Below are 19255 nucleotides of genomic sequence, written 5' to 3'. Positions count from 1 at the left end.
AGTAGCCGGCAGCGCTCGACAGAAGCAAAAGCTCCTTAGAAAGGAGGTGATCCAGCCGCACCTTCCGGTACGGCTACCTTGTTACGACTTAGTCCCAATCGCCAGTCCCACCTTCGACCACTCCCCCCACAAGGGTTGGGCCATGGGCTTCGGGTGTTACCGACTTTCGTGACTTGACGGGCGGTGTGTACAAGGCCCGGGAACGTATTCACCGCAGCGTTGCTGATCTGCGATTACTAGCGACTCCGACTTCATGGGGTCGAGTTGCAGACCCCAATCCGAACTGAGACCGGCTTTTTGGGATTCGCTCCACCTTACGGTATCGCAGCCCTTTGTACCGGCCATTGTAGCATGCGTGAAGCCCAAGACATAAGGGGCATGATGATTTGACGTCATCCCCACCTTCCTCCGAGTTGACCCCGGCAGTCTCCCATGAGTCCCCGGCATAACCCGCTGGCAACATGGGACGAGGGTTGCGCTCGTTGCGGGACTTAACCCAACATCTCACGACACGAGCTGACGACAACCATGCACCACCTGTATACGAGTGTCCAAAGAGGCCGCTGTCTCCAGCGGATTCTCGTATATGTCAAGCCTTGGTAAGGTTCTTCGCGTTGCATCGAATTAATCCGCATGCTCCGCCGCTTGTGCGGGCCCCCGTCAATTCCTTTGAGTTTTAGCCTTGCGGCCGTACTCCCCAGGCGGGGCACTTAATGCGTTAGCTGCGGCACGGAACTCGTGGAATGAGCCCCACACCTAGTGCCCAACGTTTACGGCATGGACTACCAGGGTATCTAATCCTGTTCGCTCCCCATGCTTTCGCTCCTCAGCGTCAGTTGCGGCCCAGAGACCTGCCTTCGCCATCGGTGTTCCTCCTGATATCTGCGCATTCCACCGCTACACCAGGAATTCCAGTCTCCCCTACCGCACTCTAGTCTGCCCGTACCCACTGCAAGCCCGAGGTTGAGCCTCGGGATTTCACAGCAGACGCGACAAACCGCCTACGAGCTCTTTACGCCCAATAATTCCGGACAACGCTTGCGCCCTACGTATTACCGCGGCTGCTGGCACGTAGTTAGCCGGCGCTTCTTCTGCAGGTACCGTCACTTGCGCTTCTTCCCTGCTGAAAGAGGTTTACAACCCGAAGGCCGTCATCCCTCACGCGGCGTCGCTGCATCAGGCTTGCGCCCATTGTGCAATATTCCCCACTGCTGCCTCCCGTAGGAGTCTGGGCCGTGTCTCAGTCCCAGTGTGGCCGGTCGCCCTCTCAGGCCGGCTACCCGTCGTCGCCTTGGTAGGCCATCACCCCACCAACAAGCTGATAGGCCGCGAGCCCATCCCCAACCGATAAATCTTTCCAACCCTCACCATGCAGCAAGAGCTCATATCCGGTATTAGCCCCGGTTTCCCGGAGTTATCCCAAAGTCAGGGGCAGGTTACTCACGTGTTACTCACCCGTTCGCCACTGATCCACCCAGCAAGCTGGGCTTCACCGTTCGACTTGCATGTGTTAAGCACGCCGCCAGCGTTCGTCCTGAGCCAGGATCAAACTCTCCGTAAATGTTTCAACGCCAACCACACCCAACCCACAAGGAGCCAGACACAGTCAACAAACCATACGAAGAACACCCACAAAACTGCAGGCGATCAATCAAACTGGCCAGAACCAAACCAACTGGTTCGATTCTCGTCCAAAAAACACCCCCACCAGACCACCAACACCACCGAAGCAGCACCAGCAACCCGACAAGAGTTCATTGGCATTGACTATCAAGCACACTGTTGAGTTCTCAAGAAACGGACGCTCACCCGCTCAAACCCTCCCGGGCTCTCACTGGGGCAACTTCTCCATCTTACCCGACCCCCACCCCACCAGCAAACCGAGCTCGGCATCTTCCGGGGAAGACTCGAACCGCGATCCGCGAGGGAGACGAGGCCCCTGGCCGTCTCCGGACGCAGAGCGACCGTGGAATCGACTTCAGGGGTTGTACCCGGGGGACCAGCCACGCCAGTCGAAACTGGCCTGTCCGTTCCTCCCTGCCGGGCGACGTCGAGAACACTACGGGGAGCACGGGGCGGAGGTCAAATCCCCTTGCGCTCGGGCCCGACGTGACCCACGGGGTCGGCCGACTCACCTGCGGACGACCACGTCGTCGCAGGTCAGACGGCTGGGCGCGGGCCCTTGCGCTCTCCGCCGGCCAGCGCTGCTCCGCCCTCGACCGGTGGGACACCGACGCATGAGGGCCGGGGCGTGCACCGCCCCGGCCCTCATGGTCGTGCCCGTCCGACGTCAGCCTGACGGTGAACGTGTCCCTACGGCCGGCCGGCCGCCTCGGGATCGACCACCGCGAGCGCGAGCGTGCGCTTTCCGCGCCGCAGCAGCGCGTACCTCCCGTGCAGCAGCTCCGCGGGATCGAGGGTCGCGTCCTCCCCCGTCACCTTGACGTTGTTCACGTAGGCGCCGCCCTCGGCGATCGCTCGTCGTGCCGCCGAGCGCCCCGCCACCAGGCCCGCGCCGACGAACGCCTCGACGACGGGCGTCCCCGGCGCGACGTCCACGCGCGGGAGCTCGGCCACGGCTGACGCGAGCGTCGACTCGTCGAGCTCCGCGAGGTCACCGCGGCCGAAGAGCGCCTGGCTCGCCGCGATGACCGCCTTCGTCGCGTCCGGGCCGTGGACGAGGGTCGTGACGTCCGATGCCAGGGCGCGCTGCGCCTCGCGCGCCGCCGGACGCTCCTGGACCGACCGCTCCAGCTCGGCGATCTCCTCCCGCGAGCGGAACGTGAACACCTTCAGGAAGCGGACCACGTCGGCGTCGTCGGCGTTGACCCAGAACTGGTAGAAGGCGTACGGGGACATCATGTCGGGCGCGAGCCACACGGCCCCGCCCTCCGTCTTGCCGAACTTCGTGCCGTCCGCCTTCGTGATGAGCGGCGTCGTCAGCACGTGCACGTGGGCGCCCTCCACCTTGCGGATCAGCTCGACGCCCGAGAGCAGGTTGCCCCACTGGTCGTTGCCGCCCGTCTGCAGCGTCACGCCGTGGTCGCGGTACAGCTGCAGGTAGTCCATCCCCTGCAGGATCTGGTAGCTGAACTCCGTGAAGGAGATGCCGTCCTCCGACGACAACCGCCGCGCCACCGTGTCCTTGGCCAGCATCGTCCCGAGCCGGTAGTGCTTGCCGACGTCACGCAGGAAGTCGATCGCCGACATCGGCGCAGTCCAGTCGAGGTTGTTGACCAACGTCGCCGGGTTCTCGCCCTCCAGGTCCAGGATCGGCGCGATCTGTGCCTTCAGCCGCTCCACCCAGGCCGCCACCGTCTCCTTGTCGTTGAGCACCCGCTCACCCGACTGGCGCGGGTCCCCGATCATCCCCGTCGCACCGCCCACCAAAGCGATGCACCGGTGCCCGGCGAGCTGCAGGTGGCGCAGCAGGATCAGCTGGACCAGGTTGCCGTGGTGGAGGCTCGGCGCCGTCGGGTCGAAGCCGCAGTAGTAGGTGACCGGACCTGCTCCCAGCGCGTCGCGCAGCGCGGCCTCGTCGGTGGACTGCGCCACCAGGCCCCGCCATTGCAGCTCGTCGAGAACGTCGCTCACAACCACTCCTTCGTCCGGCGCCCCACCGGGGCGCGCGCTGGGCGGCCCCGGACGGGCCGCGCTCCTAGTGTGCCGTGTCGGCGCTCCGGAACGCGGCGCCGTTCCGCGCGGCGGCGTTCCACGGAGGGCGCCGGTCGCCGGACCGCCGTGGGCATCAGCGCTTCCGAGCGCGCACTGCGCGGTAGTCCGAGACCGTCGGCTCGTCCGTCAGCCAGTAGCGCCACGGGAAGAGCGCGGCGTCGCCCCCGTCGCCGGAGACCCCCACGCGCGGACCGGTGCGGATCTCCCCGGCCGTGCGCCGGGCGCCGTCTGCCGTTGCGCCGTCCGGCACCGGGAGGTGGACGACGATCGCGCCCGCGGGGTCGGCGAGGTCCGCACCGTACTCGTCGAGGTCGAGGTCGAGCGCGACGGCGAGCCGCGCGGGACCGCGGGCGATCTGCCGGTCCGTGTCGCAGCGTCCCTTAGCGAGGCGACGCGACCGGGCCAGGTCGACGCCGTCGGTGATCTCCCCCGCCCGCAGCAGCACCGCCGACGCGCGGCCCTCGGGTCCGCAGACCACGTTGACGCAGTGGTGAAGACCCAGGTGGCGGTACACGTAGAGCCGCCCGGCCGCGCCGAACATCGCGCGGTTGCGCTGCGAGGGCCCGCGGAAGGCGTGCGACCCGGGGTCGCGCTCGCCGTCGTAGGCCTCGACCTCGGTGACGCGGAGCGTCACGTCGCCGAGCGGGCTCCGCCGGGTGACGAACGCTCCGAGGAGGTCGCGGGCGACGTCGTGCACGTCCCGCTCGAACCAGGCGCGGCGAGGGACGGTGGCGGGGTCGAGGGCCGTCATGCGGCCCTGCCCCAGCCGTCCAACCGGACGTCGGCACGCTCGGCTGTGCCCTCGACCGCGTAGACGTCGCGCTCCTCGCGCATCCACGCGAGCCAGTGCTCGCGCGCGTCCTCGCCGTCGCGTGCGAGCCCGCGGGCCAGGCGGACGTCGTCGGGCGCCTCGACCCACACGAGCAGCGTCGTGAGGCGCGCGAGCCGTCGGGCGCCGGCGCCACAGCCCTCGACGACGAGGAAGGGTGCGCGCGGGACCTCGTGCTCCTCGGCGAACGCGCCGGCCTCCCAGTCGTAGCGTGCGTAGCGGCCGTCGCGACCGTCCGCCCACGGCGCCAGGACCTGCCGGGCGAGCCGGTCCGTCCCCGCACGCAGACCGGACCAGCCCTCGTACAGGTCGTCCATGTGCACGACCTGCGCGGGCAGCGCGTCGCCGAGCTGCGCGGCGAGCGTCGACTTGCCCGAGCCCGCCGGGCCGTCCACGACCACGAGCCGCGCACGGTCCCCCGCGGGGCCGAGACGCGGCTCGCCGTCACGGGTGCGGGTCACGAGCTCCGCGAGGACCACCGGGGACACGCTCACGCGCTCAGGCCCCGGCGTCCTGCGGCGCGGGCGGTCAGTCCTGCGCCCACACGCGGTACTCCGCCGAGCGGGCGCGGGCCGCGTCGAGCTGCTCCGCGACCCGGGCGGGAGCCGTTCCGCCGACGGCGTCGCGCGAGGCGAGCGAGCCCTCGACGCTGAGCACGGCGCGCACGTCGGGCGTGAGGTGCTCGGAGATCTCCGCGAGCTCGGCGTCCGTGAGGTCCCACAGCTCGATGCCGCGGTCCTCGCAGAACTTCACGCACGCGCCCGCGACCTCGTGGGCCACGCGGAACGGCACCCCCTGGCGCACCAGCCACTCGGCGATGTCGGTCGCCAGCGAGAAGCCCTGCGGTGCGAGCGCCGCCATGCGATCGGTGTCGAACGTGAGCGTCCTGACCATGCCCGCGAACGCCGGCAGCAGGACCGCGAGCGTGTCGACCTGGTCGAACACCGGCTCCTTGTCCTCCTGCAGGTCGCGGTTGTACGCGAGCGGCAGGCCCTTGAGGGTGGCCAGCAGGCCCGTCAGGTCGCCGATCACGCGACCGGCCTTGCCCCGCGCGAGCTCCGCGATGTCCGGGTTCTTCTTCTGCGGCATGATGCTCGAACCGGTCGAGTACGCGTCGTCCAGGCGGACGAAGCCGAACTCCTTGGTGTTCCAGAGGATGATCTCCTCGGAGAACCTCGACAGGTCAATGCCCGTCATCGCCGAGACGAACGCGAACTCCGCGACGACGTCGCGCGACGCGGTGCCGTCGATCGAGTTCTCGACGGGACCGTCGAAGCCGAGGTCCGTCGCGACCGCGACCGGGTCGAGGCCCAGCGACGAGCCCGCGAGCGCCCCCGAGCCGTACGGGGAGCGCGCGGCGCGGACGTCCCAGTCGATCCAGCGGTCGACGTCGCGCAGCAGCGGCCACGCGTGCGCGAGGAGCTGGTGGGCGAGCAGGACGGGCTGCGCGTGCTGCAGGTGCGTGCGCCCCGGCATCGGCGCGCTCGGGTGGGCGGCGGCCTGCTCGACGAGCGCGTCGACGACGTCGAGCACGAGGTTCGCGAGCGTGCGCGCCTGCTCGCGCAGGAAGGACCGCACGAGGGTGGCGATCTGGTCGTTGCGCGACCGGCCGGCGCGGAGCTTGCCGCCCAGCTCGGGGCCCGCCCGCTCGATCAGGCCGCGCTCGAGCGCCGTGTGCACGTCCTCGTCGGCCAGGACCGGGAGGAACTCCCCCGCCGCGACGTCGCGCTCGAGCCGGTCCAGGGCGTCGATCATGCCCGTGAGCTCGTCACTCGTCAGGAGCCCGGCCTGCGCGAGCACCCGGGCGTGGGCCCTCGACCCGGCGATGTCGTACGGCGCGAGGCGCCAGTCGAAGTGCGTCGACTGGCTGAGCGCCTGGAGCTCGCGCGACGGGCCACCGGCGAACCGGCCGCCCCAGAGGCTCACACGCTCCTCCCGCCCCGCCACCGTGCCGCCGGACGACGGCGCGACCTCGGCCGCGCCGTCGTCCGCAGTGCCCTGGGGAGTCTCGTCAGCCATGGCTCAGAGCGCCCCGGTGCCGAAGTCGACGCCGTTGCCGAACTTCACGTCACGAGCGGCCGAGAGCTTGGCCTGGAGGCCGTAGATCTCGATGAAGCCACGGGCCTGCGACTGGTCGAACGCGTCGCCCTCGTCGTAGGTGGCGAGGTTGAAGTCGTACAGCGACGCCTCGCTGCGGCGGCCCGTGACCGTCGCGCGACCGCCGTGCAGCACCATCCGGATGTCGCCGGAGACGTACTTCTGCGTGTCGTCGATGAACGCGTCGAGCGAGCGCTTGAGCGGGCTGAACCACATCGCGTCGTAGACGAGCTCCGACCAGCGCTGCTCGATCAGGCGCTTGTAGCGGGCCTGCTCGCGCTCGAGCGTCACGTTCTCGAGCTCCTGGTGCGCGGCGATGAGCGCGATGGCACCCGGCGCCTCGTAGATCTCGCGCGACTTGATGCCGACGAGGCGGTCCTCGACGATGTCGATGCGGCCCACGCCCTGGGCGCCCGCACGGCGGTTCATCTCCTGGATCGCCTGCAGCGGGGTGACGGCGGTGCCGTCGATCGCGACGGGGACGCCCTGCTCGAACGTGATGACGACCTCGTCCGCGACCGGCGGGAAGGTCGGGTCGTCGGTGTAGGAGTAGACGTCCTTGGTGGGCTCGTTCCAGATGTCCTCGAGGAAGCCCGTCTCGACGGCGCGGCCCCACACGTTCTGGTCGATCGAGAACGGGTTGTGCTTGGTCGTCGCGATCGGCAGGTCGTGCTTCTCGGCGTAGTCGATGGCCTTCTCGCGCGTGAGCGCCAGGTCGCGCACCGGCGCGATCGACTTGAGCTCGGGGGCGAGCGACGTCGTCGCGACCTCGAAGCGGACCTGGTCGTTGCCCTTGCCGGTGCAGCCGTGCGCGACGGTGTCCGCGCCGAACTGGCGGGCCGCGCGCACGAGGTGCTTGACGATGACGGGGCGCGAGAGCGCCGAGACGAGCGGGTAGCGGCCCTCGTACATGCCGTTCGCACGCAGCGCGGGCATGCAGTACTCGGCCGCGAACTCGTCGCGGGCGTCCGCGACGTAGGCCTCGACGGCGCCGCAGTCCAGCGCGCGCTGACGGATGACGGAGAGGTCCTCGCCGCCCTGGCCGACGTCGACCGCGACGGCGATGACCTCGGCGCCCGTGGCCTCGCCGATCCAGCCGATGGCGACGGAGGTGTCCAGGCCGCCGGAGTAGGCGAGCACGACGCGATCAGTCATGACGTTCATCTCTTTCTGGTTCGTGGGAAGACGTGGAGGAAGTCGGTGGTCAGTCGCCCGCGAGCGACAGGAAGCGCTGTGCGACGGCGTCGCCCGAGGCGTCGCCGCCCCGCGCGATGACGAGGATCGTGTCGTCCCCTGCGATGCAGCCCAGCACGTCCGGCAGCACCGAGTGGTCGATCGCGGAGGCGAGGAAGTTCGCGGCGCCCGGTGGCGTGCGCAGGACGACGAGGTTGCCCGACGCCTCCGCCGACACCAGCATCTCCGCGCACAGCCGTGCCAGGCGAGCCGAGAGGTAGCCCGCGTCGGCCGCGGCCTGGACGGAACGGTCCCCACCCTCGCCGGGCACAGCGTAGACGAGCGCCCCCGACGTGCTGCGCACCTTCTCGGCTCGCAGCTCGATGAGGTCACGAGAGAGGGTGCCCTGCGTGACGCTCAGGCCGTCCGCGGCGAGCTCGCGCGCGAGCTCCGCCTGCGAGTGGATCTCGCCGTGCGCGATCACCTGGACGATGCGCGCGTGGCGGGCCGCCTTCGTCGCGGGGCTGGTGGCTGGAGTCGGCGACGCCCCGGGGCCGGGCGCGACGGTCCCGGCTCCCAGGTCCGTCACGACCGCTCCAGGAGCCAGGTCAGCAGCGCCTTCTGCGCGTGCAGCCGGTTCTCCGCCTCGTCCCACACGACGGACTGCGGCCCGTCGATGACGTCGGCGGAGATCTCCTTGCCGCGGTAGGCGGGCAGGCAGTGCAGGACGATCGCGTCGTCGGCGGCCTTGGCGAGGGCGGTCGCGTCGATCGCGAACGGGACGAACGGCGCCTCGCGCTCGCCCTTCTCGTCCTCCTGGCCCATGGAGACCCAGGTGTCCGTCGCGAGGACGTCGGCGCCGTCGAGCGCGGAGCCGGGGTCGGTGGTCACGAGCACGGAGCCGCCGGTCTGCGCGGCGATCCGCTCGGCGTCGGCGACGATCGCCGGGTCGGGCAGGTACCCGGCCGGGCCGGCGATCCGCACGTGCATCCCGGCGGTGACACCGCCGAGCAGGTACGAGTGGGCCATGTTGTTCGCGGCGTCGCCGAGGTAGGCGAGCGTGGTGCCAGGGAGCGACCCGACGCCGCCGCGGTGCTGCGCGACGGTGAGGAGGTCCGCGAGGATCTGGCACGGGTGGAACGTGTCGGTGAGCGCGTTGACGACCGGGACCTGGGCGAACGAGGCCATCTCCTCGATGAGCTCCTGGCCGAACGTCCGCCAGACGATCGCCGAGCACATCCGGCCCAGGACCCGGGCCGTGTCCGCGACGGGCTCGCCGCGGCCGAGCTGGCTGGTCTGGGCGTCGATGACGAGCGGGTAGCCGCCGAGCTCGGCGATGCCGACCGAGAACGACGCGCGGGTGCGGGTCGACGGCTTGTCGAAGATGACGGCGACCCCCCGAGGCCCGGACAGGGGCGTGCGGACGAAGCGGTCGTCGTGGAACGCGAGCCCGAGCTCGAGGACCTCGCGCTGCTCGGCAGGCGTGAGGTCGTCGTCGCGCAGGAAGTGCCGTGGAGTGTGCGAGGGGGCCGTGGGTGACATGGTCACTGCTCCTGTCCGAGGTCGTGCGGGAGCTCCGCGAGGAACGCGACGAGGTCGTCGACCTGGTCGCGCGTCAGAAGGTAGGGCGGCGCGACGCGGATCGCGTCGGGGGCGACGGGGTTGACGATCAGCCCGGCGGCGAGGGCGCGCTGCGCCACGTCCGCCGCGACCGGGGACGCGAGGCCGATGCCGCGCAGCAGCCCGGCGCCGCGCACCCCCGCCACGAGCGGGTGGCCGAGCCCGGTCACCGTCTCGGCGAGGTGGTCGCCGACGGCGCGGACGTTGGTGAGCAGGTCGTCGCGCTCGATCACACCGATCGTGGCCAACGCGGCCGCCGCGGCCACGGGATTGCCGCCGAAGGTCGTGCCGTGCTGCCCCCGTCCGAGCAGGTGCGCGGCCCGGTCGCCGTACGCGAGGACCGCACCGACGGGGAATCCACCGCCGAGGCCCTTGGCGAGCGTGACGACGTCGGGCAGGAAGCCCTCCGGCGCGAGCTCGGGGAGCTGGTACGCGAACCACGCGCCGGTGCGGCCGGAGCCGGTCTGGACCTCGTCGAGGATCAGGAGCGCGCCGTGGCGCGCGGTCAGCTCGCGGGCGAGCGCGAGGTAGCCGGCGGGCTGCGGACGCACCCCGACCTCGCCCTGGATCGGCTCGAGGACGAACGCCGCGACCTCGCCGCGCTCACGCACGACCTCCGGCGAGAACGCCGCCACGAGGGCGTCGGTGTCGCCGAACGGGAGGAACTCGACCCCGGCGGGCAGCGGCTCGAAGGGCTCCCGGTACGCGGCCTTGGACGTGAGCGCGAGGGCCCCCATGGTGCGGCCGTGGAACGAGCCCTCGAGCGCGAGGACGCGCGTCCGCGTGCCCTCGGGGTTGTTGCGGCGCGCCATCTTGAACGCGGCCTCGTTGGCCTCGGTGCCCGAGTTGGTGAAGAAGACGCGCGAACCCTGGGGCGCGCCGGCCAGGCCGAGCAGCTTCTCCGCGAGCGCGATCTGCGTGGGCGAGCCGAAGAAGTTCGACACGTGCCCGAGCGTGCCCAGCTGCGCGCTGATCGCCGCGGTGAGCGTCGGGTGCGCGTGGCCGAGGCAGTTCACGGCGATGCCGCCGAGCAGGTCGAGGTAGCGGTTGCCGTCGGCGTCCCACACGTACGCGCCCTCGCCGCGCACGAGCACACGCTGCGGCGGCCCGAACGTGTCCATGACCGCGTGCGTGTAGCGGTCCGTCCACTCGGCCACCGAACCGGGCTCGGGGTGCGTGAGGTCGCCGGTTGACGCGGCGAGCAGCTCGCTCATGCGGGTCCGCCTTCCGGGGTCGGGGTGGTCGCGGGGTCGCCGAGCAGCTCGGGCACGACCATCGTGCCGTTGCCCTCGGGCGTGAAGATCTCGAGCAGCACCGAGTGCGGGACCCGACCGTCGATGATCGTGGCCGAGCGCACGCCCCCGCGCACCGCGCGCAGGCACGCCTCCATCTTCGGGATCATCCCGGAGGCGAGGGACGGCAGGAGCGCCTCGACCTCGTCGGCGCTGATCTGGCTCACGAGCGAGCCACGGTCCGGCCAGCGCGTGTAGAGGCCCTCGACGTCGGTGAGGACGATGAGCTTGCGCGCCCCCAGCGCGACCGCGAGCGCCGACGCCGCGGTGTCGGCGTTGACGTTGAGCACCTGCGTCGGGTCGTCGACGTCCGGGGCGACCGTCGAGACGACGGGGATGCGGCCGGCGTCGAGCAGGTCCTGGACGGCCCGCGGGTGCACGGCGACCACGTCACCGACCTGGCCGACGTCCACCTGCTCCCCGTCGACGGTCGCGGTCCGCCGCTCCGCCTCGAAGAGGCGGCCGTCCTCCCCCGACAGCCCGACGGCGAACGGGCCGTGCGCGTTGATCAACCCCACGAGCTCGCGCGAGACCTGCCCGGTGAGCACCATCCGGACGACGTCCATCGCCTCGGGCGTCGTGACGCGCAGGCCGCCGCGGAACTCGGACTCGATGCCGAGCCGGTCGAGCATCGCGGAGATCTGCGGCCCGCCGCCGTGCACGACGACCGGGCGCAGCCCGACGCTGCGCAGGAACACCATGTCCTCGGCGAAGGCTCGCTTGAGCTCGTCGTCGACCATCGCGTTGCCGCCGTACTTGACGACGACGAGGGCGCCGCGGAACCGCTCCAGCCACGGGAGCGCCTCGATGAGGACCTCGGCCTTCTGGTCGGGGCGCAGGTCGGTCCGGGTGTCGAAGACGAAGTCCGGGTCGAGCGCGGAGGTCGTCGAGTCGGTCTGGTCGCTCATGTGGAGTACGCGCTGTTCTCGTGGACGTAGTCGTGCGTGAGGTCGTTGGTCCAGACGGTGACGCTCGCGTCGCCGGCGTGCAGGTCGATGTCGACGCGGACCTCACGCTGCGAGGCCATGTCGACCTCGTCGCGCGGGCGGTACGCCCCGCCGGCCCGGCAGACCTGGACGCCGTTGACGCTCACGTCGAGCCGGTCGGGCTCGAACGCGGCGACCTCGACGGGCACCGTGCCGACCTGGGCGAGGATGCGGCCCCAGTTGGGGTCGTTGCCGAACACGGCCGTCTTGAAGAGGTTGGACCGGGTCACGGCGCGGGCGACGGCGAGCGCCGCGTCCTCCGTCTCCGCTCCGGTCACCGTGACGGCGATGTCGTGCGTCGCCCCCTCGGCGTCGGCCACGAGCTGGCGGGCGAGCGACGCGCACACCGCCTGCACGGCCTCCGCGAACGCTGCGCCGTCGGGCGTGACGCCGCTCGCGCCCGACGCGAGGAGCGCGACGGTGTCCGAGGTGGACATGCAGCCGTCGGAGTCGACCCGGTCGAACGTGGAGCGCGTGCCGGCCCGCAGAGCGGCGTCGGCGGTGCTCGCGTCGACGACGGCGTCCGTCGTGACGACGCACAGCATGGTCGCGAGCGCCGGGGCGAGCATGCCCGCGCCCTTCGCCATGCCGCCGACCGTGAACGCCCCGGACGGGGTCTCGACCACCACGTGCGCGGTCTTGGCGACCGTGTCGGTGGTGCGGATGGCGTCGGCGGCGGCCTCGCCCGCCTCGGTGCCGACGGCGAGCGCCGCCGCCGCGAGGTCGACGCCCGCGAGGAGCGCGCCGAGCGGCAGCCGCTCCCCGATCAGGCCCGTCGACGCGACCAGCACGTCGGCCGCCGAGGCCCCCAGCACCTCGGCGACCTTCTCGGCGGTCGCGTGCGTGTCCTGGAAGCCCTCCGGCCCGGTGCACACGTTCGCGCCGCCCGAGTTCAGCACGACGGCGTGCACGACGCCGTCGCTGACCGCCTGGCGCGACCACAGCACGGGTGCCCCGACGACGCGGTTCGTCGTGAAGACGGCGGCCCCGACCTGGAGCGGGCCGTCGTTGACGACGAGCGCGAGGTCGCGGTTGCCCGACGCCTTGAGGCCCGCGGTGATGCCCGCGGCGCGGAAGCCCGCGGCGGCGGTGGTGCCGGGCGAGTCCGGGAAGGCGACGACGTCGGTCACGGGGCGACCCCCTGCACGGTCAGGCCGAGGGTCTGCGGGAGGCCCAGGGCGATGTTCATGGACTGCACCGCGGCGCCCGCGGTGCCCTTGACGAGGTTGTCGATCGCGGTCACCATCACGACGCGGCCCGCCCGCTCGTCGAACGCGACCTGCACGAGGGCGGTGTTGGCGCCGAGCGTCATGGCCGTCGTCGGCCACTGGCCCTCGGGAAGGAGCTCGACGAACGGCTCCCCCACGTAGGCCTCGTCCCACGCCTCGCGCAGCGCACGGGTCGTGGTTCCCGCGTGGCCCGGTGCGAGGCGCGCCGTCGCGGTCGCGAGGATGCCCCGCGACATGGGGACGAGCACGGGGGTGAAGCTGATCGAGACGTCGTGCGCGCCTGCGGCACGAAGGTTCTGGGCGATCTCGGGGATGTGCCGGTGCGAGCCGCCGACGGCGTAGGGCTGGGCCGAGCCGAGGCCCTCCGCGGCCAGCAGGTGCGGCTTGAGCGACTTGCCTGCGCCCGAGTAGCCGACGGCGAGGACGGCGACGAGGTCGGCCGGGTCGAGCAGCCCGGACGCGATGCCCGGCTGCAGGCCGAGCGTGACCGCGGTGACGTTGCAGCCGGGCACGGCGATCCGACGGGCGCCGGTGAGGTTCTCGCGCTGCTTGGTGAGGGGCGTGTCCTCGGTCGGTGCCGTCCGGGCGCCCGGAGCGAGGAGGAGCTCGGGCATCCCGTACGGCCAGGTGCCCGCGTGCTCGGAGCGGTAGTAGGCCTGCCAGTCGTCGGCGGAGGCGAGGCGGTGGTCGGCGCCGAGGTCGATCACGAGGACGTCGTCCGGGAGCTGCGCGGCGATCGCACCGCTCGCGCCGTGCGGCAGCGCGAGCACGACGACGTCGTGCCCGGCCAGGTTCTCGGGGGTCGTGGGGACGAGCTCGCGGGCGGCGAGCGACCGCAGGTGCGGGTGGTGCTCGCCGAGGAGCGTGCCGGCGTTGGAGTGCGCCGTGAGTGCGCCGACCTCGACCTCCGGATGGTCGGCCAGGAGGCGGAGGGTCTCACCTCCCGCGTAGCCGCTGGCGCCGGCGACCGCCACTCTGATCGTCATATGCATGATCTTACATACCTATGCGTGCCGAGCCAAAGCCGCCGAGAGAAAGCCACGGTCGAAGCCGCGCGTCGTACCGTGGGCCCATGCGCGCCGTCGTCGCCTCCCAGGCCGGAGGACCCGAGGTCCTCACCGTCACCGACCGCCCCGGCCCGGAGCCGGGGCCCGGCGAGCTCGTCGTCGAGCTCGCCGCCGCGGGTGTCAACTTCATCGACACCTACCGCCGCTCGGGCGTCTACCCCGCCAACTACCCGCACGTGCCCGGGTCGGAGGGAGCGGGCGTCGTCGTCGGCGTCGGCGAGGGCGTGACCGGCGTGTCCGAGGGCGACCGGGTGGCGTGGGAGTCCGCACCCGGGTCGTACGCCGAGCGTGTCGTCGTCCCCGCGGACCGCGCGGTCCCCGTCCCGGGGGCCGTGCCCCTCACGACCGCCGCCGCGCTCATGCTGCAGGGCCTGACCGCCCACTACCTCGTCACCTCGACGTGCGCCGTGCACGACGGCGACGACGTCCTCCTGCACGCGGGCGCGGGCGGCGTCGGGCTGCTCGCGACCCAGCTCGCCGTCGCGCGCGGCGGGCGCGTGATCACGACCGTCGGGAGCGCGGAGAAGGAAGCGCTCTCCCGCGAGGCCGGGGCGTCCGACGTCGTGCGCTACCGGGAGCTCGACGACCTCGCCACGGACCTGCCGCGCGTCGTGCGGGACCTCACCGGCGGGGCGGGCGTGCGCGTCGTCTACGACGGCGTCGGCAAGGACACGTTCGACGCCTCCCTCGCGTCGCTGCGACGGCGCGGGATGCTCGTCCTGTTCGGCGGCGCGTCCGGGCAGGTACCGCCGTTCGACATCCAGCGCCTCAACCACGCCGGCTCGCTGTTCCTCACGCGACCCACGCTCGCCGACTACGTCGCGACGCGCGACGAGCTGCTGGCGCGCTCCTCGGAGCTCTTCGCGGCCGTCGAGGACGGCACGCTCGACGTCCGCGTCGGCGCGACCTACCCGCTCGCCGACGCCGCCGAGGCCCACCGCGCGCTCGAGGGGCGGCGGACGACGGGCAAGGTGCTGCTCGTCCCCTGACGGCGCTCAGTTGACGTCGTCGTAGCGGGCCGTCCGCGCGGGCGACAGCACCACCACGAGCGCGGCCGCGCCGAAGACGGCGACCGCGAGCCACAGCGAGGCGCGGTAGCCCCACGCCGACGCGACGACACCGCCCACCAGCGCGCCGGCGACCGCGGCCGAGCGGTTGGCCGAGCGCAGCGTGGCGTTGGTCCGACCCTGGAGCCGGGCGGGGGTGACGACCTGCCGGTACGCCATCTCGTTGGCGTTCTCCAGCCCGGCGACGACTCCCCCGAGCACCGAGCCGGCCGCCAGCACGGTCCAGGTGCGAGCCCCACCGCCGGCTGGTGCGAGCGCGATCAGCGCCCAGGCCACCGGGTAGCCGAGCCGCGCCGACGCGACGACGCGGCCCGGACCCCACGCGTGCCCGGCCGTGGCGGCACCGGACGCGCCGGCGAGAGCGCCGACACCCGTCCCCGCGAGCAGGAGTCCGTAGCCGAGCGAGGACAGGCCCAGCTCGCGCAGCGCGAGCAGCGGGAAGACCGTGAGCGCGACCGCGTTCCCGAAGAACCACACGTGCGTCGACCATGCCATCGGCGCCAGCGAGCGGTGCCCGTAGGCCCACCGCAGGCCGTCGGCGACCTGGTCGCGCACCCGTTCCCGCACGACAGGCGCCACGACCGTCTCCTCGACCGCGATCCGAGCGACCAGGACGGCATCGACCAGGTAGCTGACGGCGTCGACGAGCAACGCGACCGGCGCCCCGAGCAACCCCACGAGCGCACCCCCGGCGGCGGGGCCGCCGGTCTGCGCGACGGCCGCGCTCTGGTCGAGGCGCGCGTTGGCGGGCAGCAGCCGGTCGGGCGCCACGACGCTCGGCAGGAACGCCTGGCTCGCGGCCGTGCCCACGAGCGAGAGCAGGCCGAAGACGAAGAGCGTCGCCGTCACCAGCGGCAGCGACAGGGCGTCGGCCCACCACGCCACAGGGACGACGGCGAGCGCCGCCGCGCGGGCCACGCTCGTCCAGACGAGCACGGGCCGGCGTCGGACCCGGTCCAGCACGACGCCGACGACGAGGCCGAACAGCAGGTACGGGAGGAGCTGCACCGCGTTCACGACCCCCAGCTGGACCGGCGTCGCGTGCAGCACGCTCACCAGGAGCACCGGGACCGCGACCGTCGTCACGGCCGAGCCGAGCCCGCTGAGGGTCGCGGCCGCCCACAGCCGGGCGAACGCCGGCTCGGCGAGGACGTCGCGACGCGGCTCCACCGTCATCGGCCGGTCAGTCCCCGTCCGGAGGCGTCGGGACGGTCGACAGCACACGGAGCGGGACGGGGACGCCGTGAAGGTGGTCGACCGGACCCGGACCACGCCCGACGTCGAGCCGGCCACCGTCGCGGAGCGCGCCCGTGAGCCAGGTCTTCGCGTCGCGCAGGGCCGCCTCCCACGACGGCCGGACGGGGCGCAGGGCCGCGAGCGCGCTCGACAGCGCACAGCCCGTCCCGTGCGTGTGGGCGGTCTCGACCCGCTCGCCGTCGACGGTCACGACCGCGCCCGACGGCGCGACGAGCGTGTCCGGGGACCGTCGCCCGCCCAGGTGGCCGCCCGTGACGACCACGCGCGTCCCCAGGCTGCCGGCGAGGGTCCGGGCGAGCCCGAGGATCTCCGTGCCGGACGCCGGCGGTGGCGCGCCTACGAGGGCCGCGAGCTCCGCGACGTTCGGGGTCACGACGTCAGCGCGTGCCGCGAGCTCCCGCAGTGCGGCGAGCGTCTCGTCGGCGCGCTCGCCCCGGCCGAGCAGGGGCCGGCCCGCGGCCGATGCGCCGAGCACCGGGTCGAGCACCACGTGCGGCGGGCCGACCCGGTCGAGCCAGGCGCCGATGGCGCGCGCGTAGGCCGCGCTCCCGACGAGCCCGATCTTCACCGCGTCGATCGTGACGTCGTCCGAGACCGCGTCGAGCTGCGCGGCGAGGACCTGCACCGGCGGGTCGTACACGGACCGGACGCCGCGCGTGTTCTGCGCGACGAGCGCCGTCACGATCGCCATCCCGTAGGCGCCGTGCGCGGCGAACGTCTTGAGGTCCGCCGCGACGCCCGCGCCGCCCGTCGGGTCCGTGCCCGCGATCGTCAGGACGCGGGGTCTGCTGCCGACGGTCATCGGCTCGTGCCCGTGCTCGTGCTCACTTCGACGTGCGGTCCTTCGCGAGGTCCTGCAGGAACTCCTTGAGGAGCGGGCCGGCGGTCGTCGCGCCGTACTCCCCTTCGTCGACGAACACGGCGACCCCCACGTCGCCGTCGGTCGCGATCATCCAGGCGTGGGCCTTGTCGCCGTCGCCGAACTGCGCGGTGCCGGTCTTGGCGCCCACGTCGCCCGGGAGCGAGGACAGGATCGTCCCGGTGCCCCCGGTGACCACGGCGCGCATGAAGCCGTGCAGCGTCGACGCCTCCGCCTTGGTGAGCTTGCTCGGGGCCACCGACGCCGTCGGGCTCGCGGTCGCCGTCGGGCTCGCGGTCGCATCCTTCGAGGGCTCGACCAGCACGGGCGACACGCGCTTGCCCGCGGCGACGCTCGCCGCGACCGTCGCCATCGTCAGCGGCGAGGCCTCGACCCGGCCCTGCCCGATCATCGAGGCCGCATGGTCGGTCTCGCCGCCGCCCGTCGTCGGGACGGACCCGAAGAACGCGGGCACGCCGAGGTCCGACGGGACGCCGAAGCCCAGGTCGGCGGCGGCGTCGTGGAGCTGCTGCTGGGACACCTTGCCGGCCTGCGAGATGAAGGCCGTGTTGCACGAGTTCGCGAACGCCGTCTTGAGCGGGATGTCGCCCAGGCGCGCGGACGGGTAGTCCGCGTCGTTGGTGAACTTCCGGCCGTCGACCGTGATCGAGGGCGTGCACGGGACCGTGGTCGAGGACTTCTCGCCGTCGCGCAGCAACGCGAGAGAGCTCGCGGTCTTCATGGTCGAGCCCGGCGCGAACTTGCCTGTCGTCGCCGTGGACAGCCCCTTGCCCGCCGCGGCGCTCGCCGCCACGAGGACCTTCCCCGACGTCGTGACCGCCACGATCGCGCTCGCGACCTTCTGGTCCGCCAGGATGTCCTCGGCGTCGGTCTGGAGCGGACTGTCGAGCGTGAGCTTCACCGGGGTGCCGTCGACGACCTTGACCGAGAAGAGCTCGGTGCCCTCGTCGGACCCGTCGTCCGAACCGTCGCTCCCGCTGCTGAGTCCTCCGTCGCCGTCGTCGACCAGGCGGATCGAGACGCCCGACCGACCCGCGAGCTGGGCGTCGTACTGCTTCTGGATGCCGGAGAGCCCGGTCTGGTCGCCCGACTGGACGCGGCCGTCCGAGGACTTGACGATCTCGGCGGTCGCGTCGCCGACCGTCCCGAGCAGGGGCCGCGCCCAGTCGCGCGTCGGCGCGAGCGGCTCCTTCTCGTCCAGGGCGACGACCCCGGGGATCGCGGTGAGCTTCGACACGTCGGTCGGGTCGGAGGCGCGCAGCGTGATGGCCTCGACGAACGCCTTCGGACCGGCGGCGCTGACCTGCTTCGCGTACGCGTCGGCGTCGAGGTCGAGGGCCTTGGCGAGCGAGCGCGCCGACGACTCCCACTTCCCCTCGTCGGTGCGCGTCTTGTCGACGCCGATCACGTGGACGGCGCGGTCCTCGACGATCGCCTTCCCCGCGCCGTCCACGATCTTCGCGCGCTGCGGGCGCACCCGCGAGAACGCCACGTGCTGGTTGTCCGCGAGGTCCGGGAGGAGGACGGTCGGCTCCCACCGCACCGACCAGGCGTCCTTGTTCCCGGCCGAGCCCCCGGCCGACGACGTCGGCGCCGGGCTCCCGGTGGACGTCGCCGTCGCGCCTTTCGCGCCCTGCGCGAGGTGGACGGTCGTGATGTACGACCACGGGTGCCCGGATGCGACGGGCCACGACCACGCCAGGGTCGCGGTCGCCTGGTCGTCGTGGTCCTTGACGCGTGCCACCTCCTTCACCGTGACGGTCGGACGCACGGGCACGGCGGCGAACACGTCCTTGCGCTCGGCCGTGGCGTCGGCGGGCGTCGCACCCGTGAGGGCGACGCCGTCGAGGGAGCCGCCCGCCAGCGACGTCGCGAGCTGCGCCGCGGCGTCCCGGAGCGACGTGTCGTCCGGTTTGTGGGTGCAGCCTGCCAGGCTCCCGACGAGCACGAGGCCCGTCACCGCGAGCAGCACCGGTGCGCCGCGTCCCTGTCGTCGTGCCCTGCGGACCGTGGCTCGCGTGCTGGGCTGCGGCACCGTCGCCCCCCCCTGTGTCGTGGATCGTGTCCCCAGGAGACTATGCGA

The 19255-nt window shown here is 72.3% G+C and carries 15 protein-coding genes and 1 rRNA gene; 1 reads left to right on the top strand and 15 read right to left on the bottom strand.

Translation table 11 applies throughout. From position 1 onward, the window contains the following. Positions 1 to 39: 39 nt before the first annotated feature. From KDY119_RS07755 to KDY119_RS07700, 12 genes are all read right to left on the bottom strand, one after another. Positions 40 to 1561: ribosomal RNA gene (locus KDY119_RS07755) — 16S ribosomal RNA — on the bottom strand. A gap of 752 nt (positions 1562 to 2313) precedes the next feature. Continuing rightward, positions 2314 to 3594: a tyrosine--tRNA ligase gene (gene tyrS / locus KDY119_RS07750; RefSeq protein ID WP_036951237.1), complete on the bottom strand. Its 1281-nt coding sequence runs from the start codon at positions 3592 to 3594 to the stop codon at positions 2314 to 2316. A 154-nt stretch (positions 3595 to 3748) separates the two neighbouring features. Further along, entirely contained in the window at positions 3749 to 4426 is a 678-nt protein-coding gene (locus tag KDY119_RS07745; RefSeq protein ID WP_036951239.1) for a DNA-3-methyladenine glycosylase, read from the bottom strand. Next, positions 4423 to 4998 carry a uridine kinase family protein gene (locus KDY119_RS07740; protein ID WP_036951241.1) on the bottom strand — a complete coding sequence of 192 codons (576 nt, stop codon included), beginning with the start codon at positions 4996 to 4998 and terminating at the stop codon, positions 4423 to 4425. Before KDY119_RS07740 ends, KDY119_RS07745 begins: the two co-directional genes overlap by 4 nt. Before the next feature lie 34 nt (positions 4999 to 5032). After that, positions 5033 to 6523 (bottom strand): argininosuccinate lyase, encoded by a 1491-nt coding sequence (argH, locus tag KDY119_RS07735; RefSeq protein ID WP_083890904.1) that lies wholly within the window; start codon positions 6521 to 6523, stop codon positions 5033 to 5035. Between the two features lie 3 nt (positions 6524 to 6526). Beyond that, positions 6527 to 7756, bottom strand: coding sequence for an argininosuccinate synthase (locus KDY119_RS07730; protein ID WP_036952437.1), 1230 nt, complete (start codon positions 7754 to 7756; stop codon positions 6527 to 6529). A gap of 49 nt (positions 7757 to 7805) precedes the next feature. Continuing rightward, complete coding sequence (locus KDY119_RS07725) at positions 7806 to 8354, bottom strand: arginine repressor (protein ID WP_153022701.1); 549 nt, start codon at positions 8352 to 8354, stop codon at positions 7806 to 7808. A 5-nt stretch (positions 8355 to 8359) separates the two neighbouring features. Further along, on the bottom strand, positions 8360 to 9316 hold the full coding sequence (gene argF, locus KDY119_RS07720) for an ornithine carbamoyltransferase (RefSeq protein WP_036951245.1): 957 nt from the start codon (positions 9314 to 9316) through the stop codon (positions 8360 to 8362). A 2-nt stretch (positions 9317 to 9318) separates the two neighbouring features. Then, entirely contained in the window at positions 9319 to 10608 is a 1290-nt protein-coding gene (locus tag KDY119_RS07715; RefSeq protein WP_153022155.1) for an acetylornithine transaminase, read from the bottom strand. Beyond that, positions 10605 to 11594, bottom strand: a complete 990-nt coding sequence (gene argB / locus KDY119_RS07710; RefSeq protein ID WP_036951247.1) for an acetylglutamate kinase — start codon at positions 11592 to 11594, stop codon at positions 10605 to 10607. The genes KDY119_RS07715 and argB overlap by 4 nt, the downstream gene beginning before the upstream one ends. After that, on the bottom strand, positions 11591 to 12802 hold the full coding sequence (gene argJ / locus KDY119_RS07705) for a bifunctional glutamate N-acetyltransferase/amino-acid acetyltransferase ArgJ (RefSeq protein WP_153022154.1): 1212 nt from the start codon (positions 12800 to 12802) through the stop codon (positions 11591 to 11593). Before argJ ends, argB begins: the two co-directional genes overlap by 4 nt. Next, on the bottom strand, positions 12799 to 13893 hold the full coding sequence (locus KDY119_RS07700) for an N-acetyl-gamma-glutamyl-phosphate reductase (protein WP_036951251.1): 1095 nt from the start codon (positions 13891 to 13893) through the stop codon (positions 12799 to 12801). Before KDY119_RS07700 ends, argJ begins: the two co-directional genes overlap by 4 nt. A gap of 80 nt (positions 13894 to 13973) precedes the next feature. On the opposite strand from KDY119_RS07700, the gene KDY119_RS07695 reads away from it, so the two are divergent. After that, on the top strand, positions 13974 to 14957 hold the full coding sequence (locus tag KDY119_RS07695) for a quinone oxidoreductase family protein (protein ID WP_153022153.1): 984 nt from the start codon (positions 13974 to 13976) through the stop codon (positions 14955 to 14957). A gap of 6 nt (positions 14958 to 14963) precedes the next feature. Here KDY119_RS07695 and KDY119_RS07690 read toward each other — a convergent pair whose 3' ends face one another. Genes KDY119_RS07690 through KDY119_RS07680 form a run of 3 tightly spaced genes read right to left on the bottom strand, consistent with a single transcriptional unit; the run spans position 14964 to position 19207 of the window. Continuing rightward, positions 14964 to 16211, bottom strand: a complete 1248-nt coding sequence (locus tag KDY119_RS07690) for an MFS transporter (protein WP_153022152.1) — start codon at positions 16209 to 16211, stop codon at positions 14964 to 14966. A 7-nt stretch (positions 16212 to 16218) separates the two neighbouring features. Then, the gene (gene thiD / locus KDY119_RS07685) at positions 16219 to 17094 is read right to left on the bottom strand and encodes a bifunctional hydroxymethylpyrimidine kinase/phosphomethylpyrimidine kinase (protein ID WP_153022151.1); all 876 of its coding nucleotides are present in this window, start codon (positions 17092 to 17094) and stop codon (positions 16219 to 16221) included. A gap of 22 nt (positions 17095 to 17116) precedes the next feature. Then, positions 17117 to 19207, bottom strand: a complete 2091-nt coding sequence (locus KDY119_RS07680; RefSeq protein ID WP_153022150.1) for a penicillin-binding transpeptidase domain-containing protein — start codon at positions 19205 to 19207, stop codon at positions 17117 to 17119. Positions 19208 to 19255: the final 48 nt, after the last annotated feature.

The sequence above is a fragment of the Luteimicrobium xylanilyticum genome (assembly GCF_009429125.1).
GTDB classification, from domain to species: Bacteria; Actinomycetota; Actinomycetes; order Actinomycetales; family Cellulomonadaceae; genus Luteimicrobium; species Luteimicrobium xylanilyticum.
This window is presented reverse-complemented; position numbering and strand designations above follow the sequence as displayed.